The sequence below is a fragment of the Ruegeria sp. AD91A genome, assembly GCF_003443535.1.
GTDB lineage: Bacteria > Pseudomonadota > Alphaproteobacteria > Rhodobacterales > Rhodobacteraceae > Ruegeria.
In genome coordinates, this window is record NZ_CP031946.1 from 125,128 (window position 1) to 147,535 (window position 22,408).

22 protein-coding genes are annotated in these 22,408 nt (G+C 56.1%); 12 read left to right on the plus strand and 10 right to left on the minus strand.

Going from position 1 to position 22,408, the window contains the following annotated elements; all coding sequences use genetic code 11:
- Positions 1 to 237 precede the first annotated feature (237 nt).
- Positions 238 to 1,476 carry a site-specific integrase gene (locus D1823_RS00615; protein ID WP_162896724.1) on the plus strand — a complete coding sequence of 413 codons (1,239 nt, stop codon included), beginning with the start codon at positions 238 to 240 and terminating at the stop codon, positions 1,474 to 1,476.
- A 588-nt stretch (positions 1,477 to 2,064) separates the two neighbouring features.
- Here the strand turns inward: D1823_RS00615 and D1823_RS00625 are convergent.
- From D1823_RS00625 to D1823_RS00670, 10 genes are all read right to left on the minus strand, one after another.
- Positions 2,065 to 2,316: a hypothetical protein gene (locus D1823_RS00625; protein ID WP_162896725.1), complete on the minus strand. Its 252-nt coding sequence runs from the start codon at positions 2,314 to 2,316 to the stop codon at positions 2,065 to 2,067.
- A 359-nt stretch (positions 2,317 to 2,675) separates the two neighbouring features.
- Entirely contained in the window at positions 2,676 to 4,079 is a 1,404-nt protein-coding gene (locus D1823_RS00630; protein WP_117868107.1) for an AAA family ATPase, read from the minus strand.
- Positions 4,069 to 5,283, minus strand: a complete 1,215-nt coding sequence (locus tag D1823_RS00635) for a PriCT-2 domain-containing protein (protein ID WP_162896726.1) — start codon at positions 5,281 to 5,283, stop codon at positions 4,069 to 4,071. The genes D1823_RS00630 and D1823_RS00635 overlap by 11 nt, the downstream gene beginning before the upstream one ends.
- A 52-nt stretch (positions 5,284 to 5,335) precedes the next feature.
- Complete coding sequence (locus D1823_RS00640) at positions 5,336 to 5,548, minus strand: AlpA family transcriptional regulator (RefSeq protein ID WP_117868111.1); 213 nt, start codon at positions 5,546 to 5,548, stop codon at positions 5,336 to 5,338.
- 793 nt (positions 5,549 to 6,341) lie between these two features.
- Complete coding sequence (locus D1823_RS00645) at positions 6,342 to 7,151, minus strand: NAD(P)-dependent oxidoreductase (RefSeq protein ID WP_117868114.1); 810 nt, start codon at positions 7,149 to 7,151, stop codon at positions 6,342 to 6,344.
- A complete protein-coding gene (locus D1823_RS00650) occupies positions 7,139 to 8,041 on the minus strand; it encodes a hypothetical protein (RefSeq protein ID WP_117868116.1) in 903 nt (300 codons plus the stop codon). Before D1823_RS00650 ends, D1823_RS00645 begins: the two co-directional genes overlap by 13 nt.
- 52 nt (positions 8,042 to 8,093) lie before the next feature.
- Positions 8,094 to 9,089 (minus strand): substrate-binding domain-containing protein, encoded by a 996-nt coding sequence (locus D1823_RS00655; protein ID WP_010437236.1) that lies wholly within the window; start codon positions 9,087 to 9,089, stop codon positions 8,094 to 8,096.
- A 56-nt stretch (positions 9,090 to 9,145) separates the two neighbouring features.
- Positions 9,146 to 10,132 carry an ABC transporter permease gene (locus D1823_RS00660; RefSeq protein ID WP_174818509.1) on the minus strand — a complete coding sequence of 329 codons (987 nt, stop codon included), beginning with the start codon at positions 10,130 to 10,132 and terminating at the stop codon, positions 9,146 to 9,148.
- A gap of 2 nt (positions 10,133 to 10,134) precedes the next feature.
- Complete coding sequence (locus tag D1823_RS00665) at positions 10,135 to 11,688, minus strand: sugar ABC transporter ATP-binding protein (RefSeq protein WP_254683764.1); 1,554 nt, start codon at positions 11,686 to 11,688, stop codon at positions 10,135 to 10,137.
- Positions 11,689 to 11,835: 147 nt separating this feature from the next.
- The gene (locus D1823_RS00670; RefSeq protein WP_117868120.1) at positions 11,836 to 12,507 is read right to left on the minus strand and encodes a GntR family transcriptional regulator; all 672 of its coding nucleotides are present in this window, start codon (positions 12,505 to 12,507) and stop codon (positions 11,836 to 11,838) included.
- 106 nt (positions 12,508 to 12,613) lie between these two features.
- Between D1823_RS00670 and D1823_RS00675 the strand changes: the two genes are divergently transcribed.
- From D1823_RS00675 to D1823_RS00725, 11 genes are all read left to right on the plus strand, one after another.
- Entirely contained in the window at positions 12,614 to 13,483 is an 870-nt protein-coding gene (locus D1823_RS00675) for an SMP-30/gluconolactonase/LRE family protein (protein WP_117872579.1), read from the plus strand.
- Positions 13,484 to 13,509: 26 nt separating this feature from the next.
- Positions 13,510 to 14,544, plus strand: coding sequence for a sugar ABC transporter substrate-binding protein (locus D1823_RS00680; protein WP_117868122.1), 1,035 nt, complete (start codon positions 13,510 to 13,512; stop codon positions 14,542 to 14,544).
- An 84-nt stretch (positions 14,545 to 14,628) separates the two neighbouring features.
- The gene (locus D1823_RS00685) at positions 14,629 to 16,152 is read left to right on the plus strand and encodes a sugar ABC transporter ATP-binding protein (RefSeq protein WP_117868124.1); all 1,524 of its coding nucleotides are present in this window, start codon (positions 14,629 to 14,631) and stop codon (positions 16,150 to 16,152) included.
- The gene (locus D1823_RS00690; protein ID WP_050606102.1) at positions 16,149 to 17,150 is read left to right on the plus strand and encodes an ABC transporter permease; all 1,002 of its coding nucleotides are present in this window, start codon (positions 16,149 to 16,151) and stop codon (positions 17,148 to 17,150) included. Before D1823_RS00685 ends, D1823_RS00690 begins: the two co-directional genes overlap by 4 nt.
- Position 17,151: 1 nt before the next feature.
- A complete protein-coding gene (locus D1823_RS00695; protein WP_117868126.1) occupies positions 17,152 to 17,940 on the plus strand; it encodes an SDR family NAD(P)-dependent oxidoreductase in 789 nt (262 codons plus the stop codon).
- 22 nt (positions 17,941 to 17,962) lie between these two features.
- Positions 17,963 to 18,457, plus strand: a complete 495-nt coding sequence (locus D1823_RS00700; protein ID WP_108861949.1) for a lactoylglutathione lyase family protein — start codon at positions 17,963 to 17,965, stop codon at positions 18,455 to 18,457.
- Positions 18,450 to 19,481: a C-terminal binding protein gene (locus D1823_RS00705; protein WP_117868128.1), complete on the plus strand. Its 1,032-nt coding sequence runs from the start codon at positions 18,450 to 18,452 to the stop codon at positions 19,479 to 19,481. The genes D1823_RS00700 and D1823_RS00705 overlap by 8 nt, the downstream gene beginning before the upstream one ends.
- Before the next feature lie 12 nt (positions 19,482 to 19,493).
- Positions 19,494 to 20,183, plus strand: a complete 690-nt coding sequence (locus D1823_RS00710; RefSeq protein WP_108861947.1) for an RraA family protein — start codon at positions 19,494 to 19,496, stop codon at positions 20,181 to 20,183.
- Positions 20,164 to 21,084, plus strand: coding sequence for a 2-dehydro-3-deoxygalactonokinase (locus tag D1823_RS00715; RefSeq protein WP_117868130.1), 921 nt, complete (start codon positions 20,164 to 20,166; stop codon positions 21,082 to 21,084). The genes D1823_RS00710 and D1823_RS00715 overlap by 20 nt, the downstream gene beginning before the upstream one ends.
- A complete protein-coding gene (locus tag D1823_RS00720) occupies positions 21,081 to 21,707 on the plus strand; it encodes a 2-dehydro-3-deoxy-6-phosphogalactonate aldolase (protein WP_117868132.1) in 627 nt (208 codons plus the stop codon). The genes D1823_RS00715 and D1823_RS00720 overlap by 4 nt, the downstream gene beginning before the upstream one ends.
- Positions 21,704 to 22,405, plus strand: a complete 702-nt coding sequence (locus tag D1823_RS00725) for an SDR family NAD(P)-dependent oxidoreductase (RefSeq protein ID WP_117868134.1) — start codon at positions 21,704 to 21,706, stop codon at positions 22,403 to 22,405. Before D1823_RS00720 ends, D1823_RS00725 begins: the two co-directional genes overlap by 4 nt.
- Positions 22,406 to 22,408: the final 3 nt, after the last annotated feature.

Consider the following 22,408-nt stretch of genomic DNA (forward strand, 5'->3'; position numbering starts at 1 on the left):
ATACTTAAGGGATATCTCGGGGCAAAAAAGCGAGATGGTGCTGCTGGAGAGAATTGAACTCTCGACCTCTCCCTTACCAAGGGAGTGCTCTGTGTGACGCTAGAGGCACAAGGCAACCAGAACCCTTTGAAACCTTTTACATTATGTTGCGGTGAGTTATGTCTTGTTGTGATGAGTGCGCGTATCGGTGGTCGCCATGTGGTCGCCAGCGGTGGTTACCAACAAGGAAAACAGTTCATGTCCCAAACGGCTCTTAAGATCGTCCAGATTGGCCCGAAACAAAGCGCGCAGCGCCAGTCCCTGACTGAAGCCAAGGTTCGTAACGCAAAGCCACATGCCCAACGATACGAAATCAATGACAAGGATGTTCCCGGCCTCGCACTGCGTATTGGGACCGACGCAAAGGTCTACATTCTGCGCTCACGCCTCGGGACCGGTCGCCAAGCCAAGCGCGTCCAGATCAAGATCGGTGACACCCGGACGATCACGCTCAAACAAGCGCGCGACCTTGCTCGCTCTCACATCCTCGATTTGCGCAATGGAATCGACCCGCGCGTCCCGCAAACCGGTGCGATCCTTACAGCCCGGCTTCTGGATCTTTACGAACAGGACCTGATTGCGCGCCAGATCGTCCGCACCACCGACATGATGCAATCGCTGCGCACGAACCTGTACCCGCACCGGACTCGTCCCATTGGCGACCTGTCCCGCCTCGACCTGACCGCGATCATCGACGGCATCGAAAAATCCGGTCGTCCCGGCGCTGCCGACTACTTCCGCAAGAACGCCACTGGTTTCTTGAACTTCGCTGCAGACAAGGGACACATCCCTGTCTCGCCTCTCGCAGGCTACCGCAGGCCGCGCCAGACGCGCGCACAGCGCCTCTCGGACGAACAATGGACCATGACTTCCCCCGAGCAGGTCAAGCGGTTCCTCAAAGCCCTGAACACCTCACCTGATCCGATCTACCAAGCCTTGATGCGCCTAACGCTTCTGACCGGCCAGCGCCGCAACGAAATCGCGCACATGCGCTGGGCAGAACTCGATAGAAAAACCAGCCTCTGGACTATCCCCGCCGACCGAACCAAGGCTGCCACCACCCACACGGTCCCTCTCGGTCCATTGTCGCGCGCGTTGCTCAAAGACCTCGCGAAACTGACAGGTGCGAAACCCGGCAAGACCGACGCGCTCATCTTCCCGAGCGCACGCGCGCCCAACACCGCAATCTCTGGCTGGTCCAAGCGGATCATCCCGGTCCGTAAGGCATACGGCGACGACCGCCTGTCCATCCACGGTCTGCGCCGCACCTACCGCACCGGCCTTACCGAACTCGGGGTCGATTTCGACACTGCCGAACGGATGATCGGACACAAACGCCCCGGTCTAGCGGGCACATACGACAAATCCACAATCCTCGAACGCAGGCTTGAGGCGCAGAGAATTTGGGAAGATTACATTGCCGCTCTATCGGGATAGAATAGTTGAGAAGCTGCACAACAAAGGTCAATTTTGACCAAAGCCGCAAATGCGCGTCTCACGCAGCCGTCGGGTTACAATCAATCAACAGCTTAAAGACGAACTCTTCCGCTCTTATCCATTATCGTCGTGTTGAGCCCAGATTTTCTGGGGCAGAGGGTTCTGCTGCAGCATCCGCCAAAGCCGCCAGTCGCCTTGCTGGGCCGCCTCCCATGCCGCCACTAAGGCCGCCTTTCGCAGGATGCCATTCCTCGTTCCCAGCGTATCCGTCGCCCGCCATTCCGGTGTGTTTACCAGTTCGCGTGATGGCCGGTTCTCCATGAGCCAGTTGCGCGCAGCGCGCACCTCGCGATTGGGACTGGGCTTGCCCGCGAGCCCTCGCGCCCCGTGCTTGATGCATTTCGGGGTTCTGAAGGCTGCCCAACCGCGACAGGGCTGGCCGTCCATTCGCGTCGCATTGCAGCGCTTGTGGTTGCCTGAGCCGAAGGGGGCGACCGGATCCCCGACCACTTTCGTTGTACCGCCTCAGTGCCGCTAGTCGGCGCTCTCTGCCCGCAGCGCGGCTCCCTGCATCCATGACGCGCTCTCTTACTCTGCTGCGATGGGCAGCGTTTCTTCCCCACCGATCCTGACCGTCACTTTCACGTCCTGTGTCGTAGTCATATCTACGGCTTTCAGCTTCGGCATGAAGTACGGCAGCAGGGCGAGGCCCAATTTGATCTTGCGGTCGCCAGTGGCATTCCGCCAGCTTTCGGCCAGATCGATCAGGATGTCTTCTTTGGTCAGCTCCATCTTGGCGCATATGTGTTTCGAAACCTTTGCTCTCGGAGTGCTGGGCATCTCTTGTTTCTCCAGACTGGGCAGTTTTAGTTATCAATTTGCGGTATCATGATACCACTTTTTGGTTTTGGCGAGAACTGAAGTTTGCATGTCTTTGCAGGTCATTTGGTGCTCGCCACGCGCCGACTTGTGAGAGGTGTCAGAGGACTGTTATCACACTCCTCTGACACCTCTCACTAATTGCCACCCGTTGTGAGTGGCGCGCCTGTCCCGCCCCGCCACAGGCGGGCGGGCCGCTCATAGTAGGGGGCACACGATTGAAGGCTGATTTCATCACTTTTCACCTCCACTTGTGAGAGTGTGAGAAGAGTTAGAACCTCTCTATATATAGGCAGACTTCTAACTCTCATGCATTTCGGCTATTCCTCGTCGTCTTCATGCGGGTCATTCGGGCCGACGACGGAACGGTTAATTCCCGTCCGATTTTCGGAATTGGGCCGCTTTTCATTTACGGTGGTAATCCACCCCTCGCTCTTCATCTGATTGCTGATTTTGTTTGCTCCGCCCACTGGCATCCCGTGCTTCTTCAGTGCATCTTCGACAATGCTTTTCAGCGTTGGTTTCTTAGAGCCTGAGAAATCTGCCACCCACTCGGTGATCAGGCGATGCCTGACATCCTCCCAGATGATATCGGCAATTCCGGCTGTCTGCGGCGGCTTGTATTCCTTGGCAGTGCCCACGATCTCGGTATTCCCGTCCGCGCACAGTACCTCCCGCAGGGTGATCTCGTAGTGGGTGACATTTGACGGGCCAATATTGCTTTTGGTCGTGGCCGCCTTGACGATGTTCCGGTGGGGGTCGACGCCCCACTCCTGCAGCTTAGTACGTGAGATTTTGTTCATGCTGATTGCACAGCGTGCCGTGTCTACGATCTCCGTCCCGTGCTTGATGTCGTGCTGATCCTGATCGCCGCGATTGCTTCCCGACGGTTTGCGGGTGTGAACGCCGCAGACGACGGCAATGAAGCAATCGACGCAAATCCGTGAGAACATATCATACAGCACGTTGCTGGCCTCATTTGTCATGGGCACGCCATGATAGAGGTTCTTCATGGGGTCGAGGATCAGCACCTCGATGCCGAGGCCTGTGATGATGTCTTTCAGAGCCTGTTCGGCGTGCGGGTTCACTGCCACGATGCGCGTGTCGGAGTCTTGCGTTAGGATATTGAGGTCCCTGCCGCCCAGCGCCTGCCTGAATGTGTCGCGTCCCATGGCGACCAGGTTGTCGGTCCGGCTGTGGCCATGCTCATCCATGGAAGCCCTGACCATCCGGTCAACCATGATTTGCCCGTCCTCCAGATTGACGTAGAGCACCTTATAGCCGTCGAGATTTGCCGTGCAGTGTATGGGTTCACCCAGTCCCTTGCCGCCGCCTTGAGCAATATCGAGGGCGGCAGTGATCATATACGTCGATTTGCCGACGCCGCCGCCACCGGCGACGAGGGTCATGAACTCCCTGGCGATCCTGTGCGACATCACCCGCGAGATGGCTCGCTCGGGTACCATGTCGCCGGTGACGGGTTTGAACAGGCTCAGGTCGACATTGAACGGTTCGCCGCCTTTTTGCGCGTCCGCCGCGACAGAAACATCGTCAAATTCCTCGTCGCTGAAGACATAACACCCGTTTAAGCGCGCGACTGTGTGGCCGAATTCCTTCGTCTCTTTCTCAAGGACGGCCATGTTCCCTTTGTACTTTTGGACAAGCTGTTTTGCCCGACGTTCGAAGCCAGCTTGATCTTTGCTGTTTCGATTTTTAACCCCCATTTCTCATGACCTCCCTCATGATGTCCGCTGCGATCCGTGTTGCTCGGCGGCTTTCGTATTGGAAAATTTCCCTGACATCCGTTCCGCTGAAGTGCCCCATGGCGGTCAGCATCACAAAGGCGGTATCGTCGCGGTTTCCGTTCAGCATGAAGCGTGCAATGCGCTGCAAGGCTTCCCGATCTCCGTCAAAGGCCCTGTCCATCAGGCCGACCATTTCAATTCGCGGGTGAGGAATGTCCTTGGGGTGCATTTTGCTGTGCCTCGGCGACCATCCCATTTCACGGGCCTTGTAGAAGAATGACCCGACACCGATTTCGCGCACATTTCTGATGCTACGCCAGAGACGCTCGGGGCTTGATCCGTCCTTACGACCAATTCCGTGCGTGTCCCCCCGTGCCGACCACTCGTAGAAGGCCTGCTCGATTCTGAGGGCCGTGGCGCGGTCAGCCTCCTGCGCGGCGGCCCAGCAGGCGTGTGCCATGCTCACCCAGTATTCTCTGCCCAGCGCCGGGTTGGGTAGTTGTGCCAAGATTTCTGGGATGCTTTCGATGCTGTGGTGATCTTCTGGCAGTGCCAGCGAGAAATTGACGCGCTGTGTATGCTGCACGCCCACGCGATCCCTGATCACCCTGCGCGTCTCCGGTGCACTGTTGAGGCTGATAGGCGCTCCGGCGACCTGATCAAAAGTGAGCAGGATAAACCGTGCATTGCTTGCATACAGCCCGGCACCATTGCGCTCCCGTGTGCCAGCGTCAGCTTCCTCGCGGGGCATGAGGACATGCAGCCCCGTGCCCGAGGCTGACACTTCGGTGTAGCTCTCCGGCTGCTCCATGACGGGTTTCAGCCACTCGGCGGTGATGTCGCCTGTGTCGGGATCGCGGACCTTGTCAAAGTCGGCGACGACCATGGCCGATCCGGCGCGGGGCAGGTATCCGACACCAAACCTGACAACATGGTCGAAGGGAACGGCGCGGTCTTCATTGGCGCGGTCGATCTTGGCATTGATCTCGTCAATCCATTTATTCAGGTCATTGGCCTTCTGCGCGGCCTTGGCCAGATCTAGGAAAGCGGCCTGTTCGCGGTCACAGGGGAAGCCTGTCGCGGCGTTCACCGGCACCTTCGTCGTGGTCGTTTCGGCCGCCACACACCAGTTCTTTTCGGCTTTTGCGATGTCCCATGCGGCACCTTCAGGCAAGCGTTTCACGCTTGATTGGTTAACTTGCTCCGCGAGCTTCCCGACTTTGTCTTCGGACATTTCAGACTAAGTGATTTTCGATTACGTCTCCGGTTGGAAGCCCGTCCGCCCAGCGCAGGACATCCGCGCCACGGTACCGGATTTTGCGTTCACCGATGCGGACGTACTGAGGGCCCGTGCGGTTTGCGCGCCAGCGCCGTACGGAATGGACCGACACTCCGCAAAACGCAGCAACATCGTGGTCGGTGTAAAGGCGATCTGGGATTATTTGCATTGTCTTCTCCTCTTGGGGGAGCAGACAATCACAGCACACTACACCCCCTATGGTTTCAGGGTAGGCGAGGGTGCCGATTGGCCTCTTACAAGCTATGCCTCTTGCATAGAGGAAGCAAATGGTGTCGTCAACGAACCAAGAGTCACCAGTGGAGGCGTTTTGCGTTGCAGCATGCAAAATAGAGCGTACCCGGGCGCGCTAGTCTCTGAAATTCCTTCCAGAAATTGATCCTACTCTCGCGGAAGGGTTCCGATTGGAGGCCGAGGAGTGGGAGCTTTAGAAGGCGGAATTTGGTGACAGTTCTTTCGATGCGGCGATCTTTTAGGGCAGCGGTCCGCCACATAGCGGACATTGGAATAAGGGCGTCTTATGGCCGCATTGAGCCCAATGCGGACTTTCGAAATGTCATCTTGCTTATGTCGAGAAGAAGGCAAAAGCAGTTTATAGGGCTACTTCTCGAACGAGCGTGCAATAGCGGCCCAGCCGAGTGCGATGTTTTCTTTTTCCGTGCACAGTATCAACGGCTGCTATCCGGCGGATTGAAGTGCTGGTTCGTCTCGTCCGCAGGGCAGTTGACCACTCAACCAGAGATCGCTTCTCATTATACCCATACAGCGACGTTCGCGGTTCGTTTCCGTGCTATCAATCATCCAACGGCTGCGATATCTGGCGCTCGTTCTGTCGCTCTCCGTCGAATGCAAAGCGGACAACGCTGACCTGTTCAGCGCTTACTTCGTTGCGAGGTTTCTGAAAATGATTGCACAACGCAACAACAGTGCCCGGACCTTGTACTTTACCAATCTGGAAAACGTGTCGTGACGTAGCTGGGGAGTCGGTCTGTAAACAGCCGTTTCAGCGTGGATCTTAAGACAATGCCCACTGTTGTTTTCGCGGGGCTTCCGTTCTTTGGAGAGTAGCCAATCGCTTGCCGCGTTTCGGTGATATCCCAGCGCATACCTGGGTTATCTGACATTAGGTTCAGGGCTGCGAAGGAAATATCCTTGGCATCTATTGCGGCGCGCATTCCGCCAAGAAAGTCCCGATCACTCAACCACATTTCCTGACCCCACCGGCCCATCGCCATGTGTGTGCCGGGTTGGTTGCCGTGAGTCCATTGCGTCCAGCCGATGCGCAAGCAGATGACCGACAGTCCGTGATGCTCGGCGAAATAGGCCCCTGTCCGTTCACAGAATAACTTTGACATGCCGTAGGCGTTTACTGGCCCTGGTGGTGTCGCGCTGTTGAGCACCTCATGCGTGAACCTTTTGTCGCCGTGAACCCAGTTGGAGCTGGCAAGAACCACGCGGCTGACGCCCATGGCTGCCGCATGGTGATAGAGAGAAAGCGTTGCATCCATATTGTGTTTGATCGCGGAGGCCCAAGTGGCGGAGGGCTCTCGGTCACCAGCTAGATGCACGATAACGTCCACTCCCTTTAGCAAACTGACCCAACTGCTGTCGTCGGACAGGTCTGCGGTGTGAATGTCGGGATGATCAACGGGGCGAATGTCGATGCCAGAAACGGTGTAGTCGGGGTCGCTTTCTAGCGCGTCAAAAAGTTTGCGGCCGAGATGCCCACCAGCGCCTGTAATCAGGACATGCATGACAGGAACTCCTTGTTGTTTGTGAGCCCCAATGGCATTTGGGTTGCATCTTCATCCGTCAAGACGCGGAACGTCTGCCGAAAACTCAGCGTTTCATTTGGTGCAAGCTTGCGTGCCGGGGAGTGCCACTCCGCTTCGCAATAGGCGTAATCGGCTGAATTAAAGACCTCAAACGGATAGTCGTGTGCAAATTGATCGCCCTTTTGAGGTTCTGGTACCGAGCACATTAGCAACGGGGCATCAGCGCCGCACCGTATCAATGTACGACCGTTGGGGTTCGGTAGCCCGACCTTGAATTCCTGCTGTCTGTTGCAATCCACGACAATGCTTTTGCCGTGCGTAGCTATCATCCCTTCGGAAGAGCCAAAAACAGGATAAAACGCGGGGTCTTCCAACTCGACACCGATCTTGGCAGTGGTGTTAAGCATCATGACTGACCAAATGCCGGTGAGGCGAGAGGAGGTCCCATGGTTGACCACGATGTGTTCTATTTCCCAGCTTTCCGCCGAGGTCAGCGTGATGCGGCGCGACACTGACAAGTGCGAGGTCGGGCATACTGCGCTGGTCATGTCGATACGAGTGCTGCTTCTTGAAGTGATCTGGTAAGAGCCGCTGTCCAACACGGGAAACGGAGCGCCGTTTACCCAGGATGCATCTGGGGCGATCCACGTCTTCTCTCCGCCCCAGAGCGGAAAACCAAATTGTGGAGAGCGTGTGGGCAGATCAGTAAGCCGTGTGTCATCGACATCCGAACCGTCGAGATCTGCGTTCTGAAATAGGAGGGAGCGACCTTGGAAGTTTATATCCCATAGGCGGCCCCCGATGCCGGGCAGGAGTGTCAGTTGCAGATCGTTTTGCTGCAGGTGAAGAACGCTCCATCTGTCCGACATGTACCCCCTCCTATCGGGTTCCCGGCGCGATCGAATGCGCCGGGACAATCGCTTAGGTGTGTTTGAACTGGACGACGTTTTCGGCCGTAATCGGCATAACCCCGGTCTCAACGCGCTCCGGCAAAGGGTTGATGCCAGCCGCCTTCCAATCGGGCAAGACCTTCAGCGCGTCTGTGTTCTGCCAATGCATCATGTGGAAGGCTAGAAAGATCTCAAGATAGGATTTCTGTGCCACAGCGCCGTGAATTGTGCCGTCTTCGATATAGGGAAGCATATCATCATTTCGGTCCATCGCGACGATCTTTATGTCCTTGCGTCCCGCCTCATTGACGGCAATTGCAGCGCCTTTGCCGCTGTCGCCGTCCGTGCCGCCAATTCCAACAATATCCGGGTTCGCCTGAATTGCCTGAAGGTAGGCTGTCGGCGCATAGGAAGGGTCGGCCTTATCGTTGACGACGTCGACCACTTCGATATCCGGGTATTTCTCAGCAAAGATTTGTTTGTACCCCTCGACCCGCTCCAATGTGGAGGGGGCAGGGAAAGTGCCGAGGATAACCTTGCCTTTCCCGCCAATCGCTTGCGCGAGCATTTCGCCGCCGACACGTCCTGCCTGAACGCCATTGATACCAAGGAATGTGGACCGGGGGCTGTCGGGAATATCGCCAATACAACATGTGACCGGAATGCCCGCCTCGACCGCACGTTCGACGCCGGGGGCCAGAGTGGCCGGATCACCGGGGAAGATAAGGATGCCTGCGGGACGTCTTGCGATCAGTTCATCCAATTGGCGTGCTTGTGCGGCCGTGTCGAAATCCAAGGGGCCCGTGAATGTGGCCTTGATGCCCATCAGTTCCTCAAGGTCTTCCATTGCATTTCGATAGTCCACCCAGAACGGCACCTGCGTGACGATGGACAGGAACACATACTCCTTGCCGGCCGCTTGCGCCATGGCTTCTTTGGACAGCATGGGCAGTCCGAACGCTGCGGCCAATCCAGCGGTGGTGCCCGCTGTCAGCAGCCTGCGCCGATTCACGTTCAATTCAGTCATCGTAGTCTCCCTGTTTTGGATCTTTGGTTGTTGTTGAGTTTTGGAAAGCTTCGGGATTAGCCCCGTTTGCTTCGGATCAGCATGTCCAAGGCGACCGCTGTAACGAGTACACCACCGATGACGATCATCTGCCAGTAGATCGATACAGCCAGCATCGTCATAGTGTTGTTGATCAACGCAACGAAAACGACGCCGAGGAAAGCACCAAGAATAGTACCTTCGCCGCCGCGTAGAGATGCGCCACCGATGACAGCCGCTGCCAGAACCTGAAGTTCGATACCGTTTCCTGCCGTGGGCGTGCCGCTCATCAGGCGGGAGGCCAGCAATACACCCGCCAAAGCAGCCAGAATACCGGTCAGTGCGTACAGAATGATACGTACGCGTGTGACATGGATGCCTGACAACATCGCGGCCTTTTCATTGGCGCCGATGAAATAGACCTGACGGAAAAAGCGCGTATGGCGGACGGCCAGGTCAAACAGAACGACGAGCAGAATGGTGAACAAGACGATTACCGGAAAGCCGCCTATGTCAGCTTTGCCGATCCAGGCAAATGATGCCGGCAGGCTTGAGACAGAAAAACCTTCGGTCAGGACAAGAGCGATGCCTCGCGCGATCGACATCGTGCCGAGGGTCGCGATAAGCGGATTGATCCCGAGGCCGGTCACGAGCAAACCGTTCACTACCCCGACAATTCCACCCAACACTAATCCGCATACCACAGCGAGCGGAATTGGCATGCCAGTCAAAAGCAGCATGGCTACGACGGTAGAAGACAAAGCCATAACCGATCCAACGGAAAGATCGAACCCGCCGGATGCAAGTAGGATCGCCATACCGATCACGATGATCGCGGTGGGGGCCATGCCCACGGCCACGGCTCGAAAGTTCGAGAAGCTGAGGAAATAGGGATTAACGTTGGACATCACGATGATGATGGCGGCGATCAGAACGATCAGCGTCAGTTCACGAATATCGACAAAAGCTTGTAGAACACGGCGCAGCAGCGGACGCTTCATGGGCAAGTTGGCTTGAGCGGTCATGGTCACGTCGCGACTCCTGATTGATTGGTTTGGGGTGCGTCCACAATTGGAATGGAATTTCCAGCGGCCATTTGAAGAAGCGTGGTTTCGGTTGCCTCAGCGGCTGCGATGTCTCCCATGAGGCGACCGTCGTGGACGACAAGGATGCGGGTCGAGAGAGAGACCAGTTCGGGAAAATCGGATGACACGACGAGGATGGCCATTCCCTCGGCTGCTCGACGCAAAAGTTCCGTGTGGATTTGGAATTTGGCTCCGACATCGACCCCTTTTGTGGGCTCCTCAATGATCAGAAGAGCTGGCGCGCGTTTGAGCCACTTGGCCAACATAATCTTTTGCTGATTGCCCCCTGAGAGATCACCAACAAGTTCGTTAATCCCGCTGGTTTTGACACTGAATGCGTCAATGGCTGTTTGGCTGGCTGCTTTGATCGAGCCCGAACGCATGAACCCAGCAGACGCATGATCGGAAAGACTGGCCGCGATCAGGTTGTCGCTGAGTGATTGTTCCAGAAAGAGGCCTTCAGTCTTGCGTTCCTCGGGAACAAACCCGACCCCAGCACGCATCGCCTGCCGCAAGGACGCAAAGTTAACAGGCTTGCCGTGCAGTCTGATCTCCCCGGTCGCGCCATGCATCAACCCGACAATCGATCGAACAATCTCGCTGCGGCGAGCGCCCATCAACCCTGCCATCCCTACAATCTCTCCGGCTTTAATGGAGAAAGAAATGTCTTCGAATTCATTTGGATGGGTTAATTCTTGGACATGCAAAACCTCTTCGCCGTTAACCTTACCTGACCGCGTGACATCACCGGGGTGAGCGCCGCCGATCATCTCGGCGACGACTTGTTCCTGAGAAGTTTCCGAAACCGGTAAAGTGCTGATGTGGCGCCCATCTCGCAAAACGGTAATGCGATCCGAGATCTGGAAAATCTCGGCCATATGGTGGCTGACATAGACGATGCCAATCCCTTTCTTTGTCAGGGACTTTAGGACTTCGAATAGTGCGTCTACTTCGTCGGGTGCCAATGCCGATGTCGGTTCATCCAGCAAAAGGACGCGGGAATTCAACGACAGAGCCTTGGCGATTTCAACAATCTGGCGGGAGCTGATCGGCAAGTTTTCCACGGGTGTTGAGACGTCGATATCCAGACCGAATTCCGCCAGCAACGCCTCCGCTCGGCGGCGCAGTTCGGGCCAGTCAACAACGCCGAACCGGGTGGGTACGCGGCCCGCGTAGATGTTTTCTGCAACAGAGAGCGCGCCAGCGAGGCTGAGCTCTTGGAAAACACAGCCGATGCCCAGGGATTGCGCATGCGACGGGCTTTCGACCCGCTGTTCCTTGCCGTCGCACAGGATACGCCCAGCAGAAGGTTGGTGAAGTCCATAAAACAGGTCGAGACAGGTGGATTTTCCGGCGCCGTTTTCCCCGCATAGCGCGTGAACTTCGCCGGGTCTCAATTCAAAGTCGACGCCATCCAAAACAATGTTCGTGCCGAAGCTTTTGCCAACCCGATCCAGCTGGATCAGTGGCTGTAGCCCCGGTGAGTCAGGTTTCATTGCTGGCGTCATACAAGCTTCCTCCCGTCTTTTGATTGGCATCTGATATCTCAGATGTCAACTGAAAAAGAAAAGACCGTGAGGTGCCCAAAAGAAAGGGGCGGCGCCGTTCTGGCCCGCCCCCGTCACAACGAAGCTACGTTTTTGCTAGGATGCGGTCGCTCCTTCGAGGACGATGGCGGCGCTTTTGTAGGCTTGTCTGGTGCGGTCAATATGCGCTGTGAGAAGAGATTTGATTTTGGCCATGTCACCTTCGCGAACGGCAATAGCGATTTTCGAATGCTCGTCGAAGGAGAGCTCAGTATGCTGTGGCAGCTTCGCCAAATGGGTTCGCAATGCGGCAATCTTACCGATGTAGCGTGTATAGCTGGCCGTCAGATAATCGTTACCGGCATGTTCAAAAATCAACTGATGAAATTTGGTATCCAGTGAAAGGTAGCCCTTTTCATTACCTCGCCTGCGTTCCTTCTCCATGTCCTTCACGACACGCTGCATGTCGCTGGCAAGACCTTCCGGGTTCCGCAACAACGCAAGTTCAAAGGCGGCAGTTTCGATAGCCTGTCTGAAATCGCAGATCTGAGTCACTTCCGGCTCAGACAGCGAAAAAACGCGTGCGCCTTTTTGAGGCTCGATACTGACCAACCCTTCGTCACGTAATTGAGCGAGTGCTTCGCGTACTGGCGATTTTGATACGCCCAGCTCTTCGGAGATTTTTCGCTCCGACAAAACCTGACCCATTTTCAGGGAGCCATCGATAATACTATTCCGCAAATGTTCCAGTGCGAGTTCACGCAAAGACTTGGGTCTCTCAAGCGCCATCTGAGGATATCTCCAAAAAAAGGTGTTGCCAGATGCAAGATATCTGATACACCAGATTAGGCAAGCTGGTATATCAGATATCAGAATGTATTTGGGAGATCAAAAAGTGCGCGCAGAGTTGGTCGTCGATTGTAAGAACCAGCACGGGGAAGGGATTTTCTGGAATCCCGCCGATGGTCTTGTCTGGTGGACCGATATTGAAGGCTGTGCGCTTTGGTCATTTGATCCTGCAACGTCAGACACCGCCTCTCATGAGATGCCGGAGCGCGTGTGTTGCTTCGCGCCGCGCGCGTCTGGCGGTCTGATTGTTGCTTATGCGGATCGAGTTGTCTTGTTCGATTCGCCGAATAGCGAGCAAACCCTCGTAGCACGATTCGAGCCGAACAACCCAGAAACACGGCTGAACGACGGGCGAACCGATCGCCAGGGGCGATTGATTGTCGGAGGCATGAATGAAGTTTCTGGTAACGCCGACTCGTCGGTCATCTGCGTGGATGAGGATTTGAGTGTACGGACGATTATCGAAGGAGTGTCTTGCGCCAATTCGACTTGCTTTACGTCCGACGGTGAGACGATGTTCTTCGCCGATACCCCGGATCGGGAAATCGTCGCATTTGATTACGACACCCGCAGTGGAACCGTTTCGAACCCTCGGCAGCACGCTTCTTTTAATGATGAACCTGGCTTGCCTGATGGGTCCTGTGTTGATGCCGAAGGGGGTGTCTGGAACGCCGAATGGGAAGGCCATCGCATTGTTCGAGTCGCACCTGACGGCACGATAGATCGCGTGATCGAGGTGCCTGTCTGGAAGCCCACCTGTTGCGCTTTTGGTGGCCCTGATCTCGACACGCTGTTCATCACGACCTCAAGGCTGATGAGTGACGAAGCAACTTTAACAAAAGAACCGGAATCCGGCGGCCTCTTTGCTGTGAAACCCGGCGTTCGTGGCGTGATCGACGCGCCATTCAAAGGATAACCAACGAAATTCTGGAGGAGAAAACTATGTTGAAAACGCTAATGACCACTACGCTTGCCGCAGGGTTCGCCACGCTGGCAACGGTCGCTCTGGCGGAAAATTATCCAGCGCCGGTTCCACTTGAGGACGGGGCACAAGCGCCGATTGATGCGATAGAACCCAAGAACGAAACGTTCCGGATCGCGTATATGCCGCCGGCGACCGAGTTCAACTACTACATCGCCATCGGTGAAGGCATCAAAGCGGTTGCTGCTGAGGCCGGGGTCGAAGTGTTCATGCTTGCGCCCCAGTCCGGTGCGGACATCAACGGCCAAATGGGCATGATCCAGGATGTGCTGACGCAGGACGTGGATGCGATAATCTTTGGAACACACGATGAATTTGCTGCGGCACCACTGCTGAAGCAGGCCGTCGACAAGGGCATGGCAGTTCTGATGATCAACTCGGACATTCCGAACTTCCCGACACCCATTCATGGCGTTGTCGGGTACTCTCAGCGCAACGGCACGCATGCTATCGCTGACTGGGCCATTGAGACTTATGGCGATAAACCGTTGAAGGTCGGCATTATCGAAGGGCAGCCTGGCTATCACTCAACCGAGCGTGTGGGTGGCTTCCTCGATGGTATCGAGGGCAACGAAAACTTCGACGTTGTGGTGTCTATCGACGGTAAATGGAACGTTGAGGGCGGCAACACTGCTGGTATGGACATCCTGCAGTCGAACCCCGATCTCGACATGATCTTCGCGGCGAACGACTACATGATCATCGGGGCGTCCTTTGCTGCGAAGGCACTTGGCCGCAATGACATCGTTCTTTTGGGTAACGATGGCGACACGTCCGGCCTTGAAGAAATTGCGGCTGGCAACATCACGGCAACCGTCAACACCTCACCGTTTTTGATGGGTAAGGCGGCTATGCACGCAACCATTGATGCGCTCAACGGGTCCTATCCCGGCGGCTGGATCGAAACGCCCACATCAATTGAAGACAAAGACGGTGCGATCAACGTGCTGCAAGAGCCAGAAAAGCTCTTCCCGCAGCCGTCCAAAGAGTACTGAGCTTTCTCCCCGCTTCCCGGTGGCGCGTGCGCGTGCTGCCGGGTCGCAAACCGACCGAGTTTCACTTTTGTCGAGGCAATCGCAATGACACCCGCAACGCCACTTTGGGAGTTTGTCGATATCACCAAGGCCTATCCTGGGGTACTGGCGAATGACAAGGTCAGTATCCGGCTTATGCCCGGTTCCATTCATGGGCTGCTGGGTGAAAACGGCTGTGGCAAGTCGACTATGATCAAGACACTGTCCGGCGTGCAGCAACCCGATAGCGGTCAAATCCTGCACAATGGCAAGCCGGTCACGATCAGCGACCCGCAGGCGGCACGTGAACTGGGCGTCGCAACAGTTTTTCAGGAATTCTCTATCGTGCCCACCTTGTCGGTTGGCGAAAACATCTTCCTTGGCAATATGCCTCGGTCCCGCTTTGGCGTGATCGACTGGGCCAAGGTCCACAACGAAGCCGCGCGCGTTTTGGCGGAAATGGATGTCGATGTTTCTCCCGAAACGATCACCGGCTCGCTATCGGTAGGCGAGCAACAACTGGTCGAGATCGCGAAAGCCGTCGCGATGGACGCCCGCATGATCATCCTGGATGAGCCAACGGCGGCATTGGGTGAAGATGAAATTGAACGCCTGCACCAGTTACTGCGCAATATGCGTGAACGCGGAACCGCTATTCTCTATGTGTCGCACAGGCTGGATGAGGTTGAACGGATCGTTGATGAAGTGACGATCCTGCGCAACGGCTGTGTTGTGCGTGCAAGTGGCGAGACCAAGATCAACGTCTCTGAAATTGTCAGCGCAATGGTCGGTGAGGACATTGGTGAGCACTATCCCAAGGAGCAGAACGCGACCAAGGATGTTGTGCTGGAAGCGGCAGGTCTGGGCACCAATTCGGGCGTGAAAGATGTATCGTTCTCGTTGCACCGGGGTGAAGTTCTGGGCTTGGGTGGTGTATTGGGCAGTGGCCGCACAGAGATTGCCCGCGCCCTATTCGGGACAGATGAGCTAACCGCCGGGCAGATATCACTGAACGGCAAACCGGTTCGCTTTCGCCGGGAAATTGATGCGATCCGTGCGGGTTTGGCTCTTGTTCCAGAGAACCGAAAGTTTGACGGGTTGTTCTTCAATTTCCGCGCAAGCGGGAACGTAACCGCAGCCTCCCTCGGCGGGCTTAGTCGGTTCGGCGTGTTGAATCTCAAGGCGGAAGAGCAAGCCACCCATGACCTGATCCGCGATTTGGAAATCTCGACCCAAGCTGAGGAAAAGACGGTCAACTTCTTGTCTGGTGGTAATCAGCAGAAGATCGTGATTGCACGTTGGCTGTTCTCAGCTTCTGACATCCTGATCCTTGATGAACCGACACAAGGGATCGATATCGGCGCTAAGATCGCTGTTTACAAGCTGATTAACAGGCTCACGCGGGCGGGAAAATCGATCATTCTGATCAGTTCAGACCATGATGAGTTGCTTGCGATGAGCGATCGAATTGCCGTCGTGCAGCACGGAACGATAGTGCGCACGGTCGATGCATCCGACCTTACTCATGACGACCTTGTGCGCGCATCCGCCGACACTCCTCAATCCAAGCCTAAGGAGGCTTTCGCATGAAGCGGATCTTTGACACCCAGTTGATCGGACCATTTGCAGCAATGGTGATCGTCGCATTGATCGTGGCACTTACGACGGAACGCTTCCTGAACCCGGGTAACCTTTCAAACCTGTCCCTACAGGTAAGCATCGTGGCCTTGATCGCAATCGGGTCTACTATCGTGATCTTCGCTGCGGGCATCGATCTGAGTTCCGGGTCTATGGTGGCGTTGCTGACCATGATCCTTGCGCAGATGTTGAAATTTGTTGGCATTCCATTGGTACTGGCATTGCCACTCATTCTTCTCATGGGCGGATTGCTTGGTCTGTTCATTGGGCTGATAACAGCCTACGGGCGTATCCCGTCTTTCATCACAACATTGGCAGCGTTGATTGCCTTCAGGGGCCTTGCGCTGACCTTCAACAATGGATCGCCGATCTTTTCGCTGGATCCGGCGCTGGAGCCAATATTTTACGGCAAGCTGTTCGGCGTTCCGATGCCTTTCTTCTACCTCGTGTTCTTCTACGTCCTTGCCGCGTTCACTATGAACTTCACGAAACTCGGCCGTGAGATCTATGCCGTGGGTGGCAACCCAGCCGCTGCCGTTCTGACGGGCATCAACGTACGTAAAGTTCAGACGACGACATTTGTCATCGCAGGTTTCATGACTGCGGTTGGTGCGATCCTGATGTCAGCGCGCCTCAACTCTGGTTCACCCAACTATGGCCAGACGCTGGAACTGCAGGCCATTGCCGCTGCTGTAGTTGGCGGAGCCAGCCTTGCAGGCGGCCGCGGCAACATCCTCGCCACGCTGATGGGGGCGATGACAATCGTTATCGTCCAGAATGGTTTGAACCTGAACGCTGCGCCATCTTCGGTTCAGAACATCGTGCTGGGCCTGATCATTCTGTTGGCCGTCGGCATAGACATGTGGCGCGCGGAAATTTCGGGCTTGATGGGTCGAATGTTCGGTCGCCCTTCATCGCAGCAGTCATCTAACGTTAAGAAGGAGGCCTGAGATGGATCTGGGGCTCAAAAATAAGCTGGTTCTGGTGACTGGCTCAGGTTCCGGCATCGGCAAAGCCACTGCCCGGGTCTACCTGGAAGAGGGCGCGCGGGTCATCGTGCATGGCCTGACCGAGGCGGAAGTGTCCGACTGCGTCGACGACCTATCATCTTTGGGCGACGTTGAGGGCATTGCGGCCGACCTAACCAAGACCCCAGATGCAGAAACACTAGCGGATTTTGCGCGAGCTCGCGGTGCCGTAGACGTTCTGGTGAATAATGTCGGCATCTTTTCGGTTAAGCCGTTTGAGGATCTCACGGATGACGACTGGATGCATTACTTCAACATCAATGTCCTGTCCGCCGTTCGGATGAGCCGAATTTTCCTGCCTGACATGCTTGGCCGGGATAAGGGATCTATCATCAACATGGCCAGCGAAGCGGCAGTGAAACCACTACCTCAGATGGTGCACTATTCTGTCACTAAAACTGCCATGTTAGGTCTAACACGCGGCATGGCAGAATTGACAAAGGGGACAAAAGTCCGGGTTAACTCGATCCTGCCTGGTCCAACCTGGACCGAAGGTGTCGAAGCCTATTTTGACGGCCTCGCCGATCAAAAGGGTGAGCCGCTCGACGCGATCGTAGACAATTACTTCAAATCAGATGAGCCCACATCGCTCATACAACGCTTTGTCCAACCAGACGAAGTCGCCCGCATGATCGTCACGATCTCTGCAAGCACAGCCTCCAATGGTTCTGCGCATCGGATCGAAGGCGGCATCGTTCGCAATATTCTTTAACTGCTAACTGGAGGAGCCTGCTATGGCCGCTCTTACTTTCTCTCACATTGGCATCACAGTTCCCGACCTGGAAAAAGCCGTGGAGTTTTATTCCAAAGCATTCGGCCTGTACGTGCTGATGGAACCAACTGAAATCCTGCATGACGAAAGCGCCATCGGTCAGATGTGCGACGATGTGTTTGGGGAAGGTTGGGGAAGCTTCCGTATCGCGCACTTGTCAATGGGCGACGGTGTTGGCATCGAATTGTTTGAGTTCCCGAAGACCGTCGAAGAAGAACGCCCGTTTGAATATTGGCGGCGTGGCTTGTTTCATTTCTGCGTACAGGACGAGGATCTGGAAGGTCGCATCAAGGTTATCGAAGACCTGGGCGGACGCCAGCGCATGAGCCAAGTGCGCAAGTATTACCCAGGTGAAAAGCCTTATCGCATGGTCTATATGGAAGACCCGTTTGGCAACATCTTCGAGCTCTACAGCCACTCGTACGAATTGACCTATTCGGCGGGTGCTTATGACTGATCGCGTCGACTTTCCCCCCAGAACGGACAAACCCAAGGTTGTGATAACCGATTACGACTTTGGTGATGTTGCCGTTGAGACGGAAATCCTGGAAGCCGCAGGAGCCGAGGTGATCGCGCTTCAGGCCAAGCGCCAGGAAGACCTGTTTGATCTCGCGCCGCATTGCGCAGCGATGATGAACCAATATGCCCGGATCGGGAAGGAAACGATTACGCGGATGCGGAACTGCGAGGTCATCGCGCGTTATGGCGTAGGCGTAGATATCGTGGATGTCGGCACAGCAACGGAACAAGGCATCCTCGTTACCAACGTGCAAAACTATTGCACCGAGGAAGTTGCCGATCACGCGATTGCCCTTTGGCTGACCTTGGCGCGCAAGTTGCCCGACTATGATCGGGCCACTCATGCAGGGGTCTGGCAGTGGCAAAGCGGGCAGCCGGTCTATCGGTTGCGTGGGCGGACGATGGGTGTCGTCTCGCTGGGAAAAATAGGGCAAGCCATCGTAGCGCGGGCGCAATCTTTCGGAGTTACGGTCATCGCCTACGATCCGTATTTGCCAAGAGAAGTCGCGGCAAAGATTGGGGTCGAGCTGGTGAGCAAGCCTGAATTGCTGGCAAGGTCCGACTATATCCTGATGCAGGCGCCGATGACTCCGAACACGCATCACTTTTTGTCGGATGCCGAATTCTCGGTCATGAAACCCGGTGCGATACTCGTGAACACTGGACGCGGACCAACGGTCGACAACAAAGCCCTGTTCCGGGCGCTGACCGAAGGCCATCTGGCTGCTGCAGGGCTCGACGACCCCGAAGAAGAGCCAGCCAAGCGCGCCAACTGGACGCCTGATGACAACCCGTTGTTCACACTGCCCAACGTCCTCGTAACACCACATGCCGCCTACTATTCCGAGGAATCAATACACGCAGCGCGGGTTACCGCGGCTACGCAAGTGGCCAAGGTCCTGACAGGACAAAATCCCGACTACACAGTCAATGCCGACGCATTGGCCGTATCTACCGCATAACAGGAGACAAGAATGCCAGACGTCAGCACGGACCTCAGGGTTTTCAATGATTTTGAAAGAAACCCGGAACTTCTCAAAAAATTCGACAAGGTGTTGGAGGCGTACTCTGCCGCTGCCATTTTTGCGGATGTGCAGTACCGAACAGGCGTGATGGACAGCGCCATCAAACCCGCCTTCCGCGCCAAGGTGACAGGCCAGGCCGTGACGGTTCAGCTTTCAAAAGGCGACCTGGTCGACCCATTGCGAGCGCTTGAAATGGGACAACCCGGGGACGTGATCGTTGTGGACGCGGGTGGAGATCGTCAAACGTCGGTCTGCGGCGGTTTGATGGGTGGTCTGGCCAAGAACCGTGGCATTCGCGGTATGATCGTCGATGGCACTGGGCGCGACACAGATGAGTTGGAAGACATCAACTGGCCAATCTGGACGCGCGCGATCACGCCGCGCGGAACGCACACGATGTTCTCGGAACGTAAAGAAGAACTTTCGATTAATGTGCCCATTGCCTGTGGGGGCGTCGTCGTAAACCCCGGAGATTTCATCGTAGCTGATCTTATGGGCGTCGTTGTGGTTCCACAGGAAATTGCCGAAGAAACCGTGCGCCTTGCTCAAGAGCAGGCTGACCGTGAAGAGGAAACCCGTAAATGGGTGGCCCAAGGCAAAACCGTTGAGGATCTGCTGAATGAATTCGGTCGCATCTGAGCCAGCGCTGATCGGCGTAGATTGGGGCACGACATCGTTCCGTGCATTTCTCATCGGTGCGGAGGGCGAGGTGATCGATGGGGTCTCGTCGCCTGAAGGCATCATGCAGGTTGCGGGGCAAACCTTTGACGCGGTCCTTGATCGTCTCATCGGCCCTTGGGTCTCCAACACTAACCTGCCGATCCTGGCATCCGGCATGATAACCAGCCGCAATGGCTGGGTCGAAACGCAATATGCCGAAATGCCGCTGGGTGCTGGCGGTCTGGCGCGGGCGTTGGTCCCCCACGAAGCGGCCAACGGAGCGCGCATTCACTTTGTGACTGGTGCGTCGACAGAACATGCCGGAGGACCCGACGTAATGCGCGGCGAGGAGACCCAGATTATCGGGGCATCTTCGCTCGGTTTAAGCGAAGGTATGTTCGTGATGCCGGGAACGCACAGCAAATGGGTTCAAGTTGCGGATGGGAAGATCGTGGATTTCTCGACCTACATGACAGGTGAGATCTTTTCGGCGCTGAAAGAACACACGATCCTTGGCACCTTGATGAAAGAGGACGCCTTCAGCGAAGACGCCTTCGTGATGGGCGTCAAGGCGGGCCTCAGTGGTGAGTCGAACCTGCTGCACAGCCTGTTTCACGTTCGGACGCTTCCTCTCATGGGTAAAATCCCAAAGGTTGCCACGGCCGACTACTTGTCGGGCTTGTTGATCGGGACCGAGGTTGCTGCCGCGACCGGCGCATTAGAAGACGTCGGCACGATCACTGTTGTTGGACGAAGTGATTTGTCTGACCGATACGAAATAGCGCTTCGAACTGCTGGTTTCGACAGCCGTCGCGCGCCTGACGATATTGTCGCGAAAGGGCATTTTCTGATTGCTCGCGCTGCGGGGTTGGTTGGATGATTGACCTCACCGCAGCTCTTGCCGAGAACCCGCTAATTGCGATTTTGCGGGGGCTGGCACCAGAAAATGCGCGCCCGGTGTCTGATGTACTCTTCGATGCCGGGTTTCGGATAATCGAAGTGCCGCTCAACTCACCGGACCCGCTGGAATCGATAGGGCAGATCGCCGTGAAACATGGCGCTCAGACCATCGTCGGCGCTGGCACAGTGTTGACTGTGGATCAGGTCGCGGCGGTTGCTGATGCAGGCGGGCGTATCATCGTGTCGCCCAATATGAACCCGGACGTCGGGCGCGCGGCTGTCGCTCGGGATCTTTATTGGTGTCCAGGAGTCATGACCCCCTCCGAGGCCTTTACGGCGTTGGATATCGGAGCATCGGTCCTCAAATTCTTTCCGGCGGAAATGGTGTCGCCAGCTGCCATTTCTGCCATGCGCGCCGTATTGCCTGCAGACGCAGTCGTCGCTGCGGTAGGGGGCATAACGCCGGATACGATGGCGCCGTATCATGCCGCGGGTGTAGATGGATATGGGCTGGGATCCGCACTGTTCAAACCGAGCTATACATTGGATGATATCGGCAGGCGCGCGCGCGCCTTCACCAGTGTATTGGAGGAACTTGGATGAAACAGGCCTTTGTAACGGGCGGTACGCGAGGGATTGGTGCGGGTGTTGCACGGTCGTTGGCAGACGCAGGTTGGTCCGTCATTGCCGCATCCGCCTCCCAATCCGAATTGGATGCATTCGAGCCTCGGGACGGGTTAAAGGTGCAGCTCTTGGATGTCACCGACCAGACGTCCATCAATGATGTATTCGGCGAACTCACGGGTCTCGATGCCTTGGTGAACTGCGCAGGTATTCTTTTGCGTGGCGAAGAATATGACATCGACGTCTTCGCCAAGGTGCTCGATGTGAATCTGACTGGCACCATGCGCTGCTGTCTTGCCGCGCATCCATTGTTGGCTGAAGCGAGTGGGGCCATCGTCAACACCGCCTCTATGCTCAGTACCTTTGGTGGGCCTTTGGTTCCGGCGTATTCCGCTTCTAAGGGCGGCGTGGCACAGTTGACCAAGGCGCTCGCAGGTCGCTGGGCCGAAGACGGTATCCGGGTCAACGCCATCGCGCCGGGTTGGATTGAGACAGAGATGACCCAGGGCCTCCGGGAAGACCCTGAACGTACAGCGGGGATCATGGCGCGCACGCCAATGAAGCGCTGGGGGAAACCCGAAGAAGTCGGTGCGCTTGTGCAATGGCTTTTGAGTGAAAACGCCAGTTTTGTGACCGGATCGATCTATCCGGTCGACGGCGGCTATCTCGCTATGTGAGGA

Excerpts from the sequence above, each read along its gene's own strand:
- D1823_RS00650 (WP_117868116.1), bottom strand. The coding sequence starts at position 8,041 with ATGTCGGACAGATGGAGCGTTCTTCACCTGCAGCAAAACGATCTGCAA.
- D1823_RS00715 (WP_117868130.1), top strand. The coding sequence starts at position 20,164 with ATGAATTCGGTCGCATCTGAGCCAGCGCTGATCGGCGTAGATTGGGGC.
- D1823_RS00720 (WP_117868132.1), top strand. The coding sequence starts at position 21,081 with ATGATTGACCTCACCGCAGCTCTTGCCGAGAACCCGCTAATTGCGATT.
- D1823_RS00680 (WP_117868122.1), top strand. The coding sequence starts at position 13,510 with ATGTTGAAAACGCTAATGACCACTACGCTTGCCGCAGGGTTCGCCACG.
- D1823_RS00640 (WP_117868111.1), bottom strand. The coding sequence starts at position 5,548 with ATGCAAATAATCCCAGATCGCCTTTACACCGACCACGATGTTGCTGCG.
- D1823_RS00625 (WP_162896725.1), bottom strand. The coding sequence starts at position 2,316 with ATGCCCAGCACTCCGAGAGCAAAGGTTTCGAAACACATATGCGCCAAG.
- D1823_RS00655 (WP_010437236.1), bottom strand. The coding sequence starts at position 9,089 with ATGACTGAATTGAACGTGAATCGGCGCAGGCTGCTGACAGCGGGCACC.
- D1823_RS00615 (WP_162896724.1), top strand. The coding sequence starts at position 238 with ATGTCCCAAACGGCTCTTAAGATCGTCCAGATTGGCCCGAAACAAAGC.
- D1823_RS00690 (WP_050606102.1), top strand. The coding sequence starts at position 16,149 with ATGAAGCGGATCTTTGACACCCAGTTGATCGGACCATTTGCAGCAATG.
- D1823_RS00695 (WP_117868126.1), top strand. The coding sequence starts at position 17,152 with ATGGATCTGGGGCTCAAAAATAAGCTGGTTCTGGTGACTGGCTCAGGT.
- D1823_RS00685 (WP_117868124.1), top strand. The coding sequence starts at position 14,629 with ATGACACCCGCAACGCCACTTTGGGAGTTTGTCGATATCACCAAGGCC.
- D1823_RS00670 (WP_117868120.1), bottom strand. The coding sequence starts at position 12,507 with ATGGCGCTTGAGAGACCCAAGTCTTTGCGTGAACTCGCACTGGAACAT.
- D1823_RS00630 (WP_117868107.1), bottom strand. The coding sequence starts at position 4,079 with ATGGGGGTTAAAAATCGAAACAGCAAAGATCAAGCTGGCTTCGAACGT.
- D1823_RS00665 (WP_254683764.1), bottom strand. The coding sequence starts at position 11,688 with ATGAAACCTGACTCACCGGGGCTACAGCCACTGATCCAGCTGGATCGG.
- D1823_RS00700 (WP_108861949.1), top strand. The coding sequence starts at position 17,963 with ATGGCCGCTCTTACTTTCTCTCACATTGGCATCACAGTTCCCGACCTG.
- D1823_RS00725 (WP_117868134.1), top strand. The coding sequence starts at position 21,704 with ATGAAACAGGCCTTTGTAACGGGCGGTACGCGAGGGATTGGTGCGGGT.
- D1823_RS00645 (WP_117868114.1), bottom strand. The coding sequence starts at position 7,151 with ATGCATGTCCTGATTACAGGCGCTGGTGGGCATCTCGGCCGCAAACTT.
- D1823_RS00660 (WP_174818509.1), bottom strand. The coding sequence starts at position 10,132 with ATGACCGCTCAAGCCAACTTGCCCATGAAGCGTCCGCTGCTGCGCCGT.
- D1823_RS00710 (WP_108861947.1), top strand. The coding sequence starts at position 19,494 with ATGCCAGACGTCAGCACGGACCTCAGGGTTTTCAATGATTTTGAAAGA.
- D1823_RS00705 (WP_117868128.1), top strand. The coding sequence starts at position 18,450 with ATGACTGATCGCGTCGACTTTCCCCCCAGAACGGACAAACCCAAGGTT.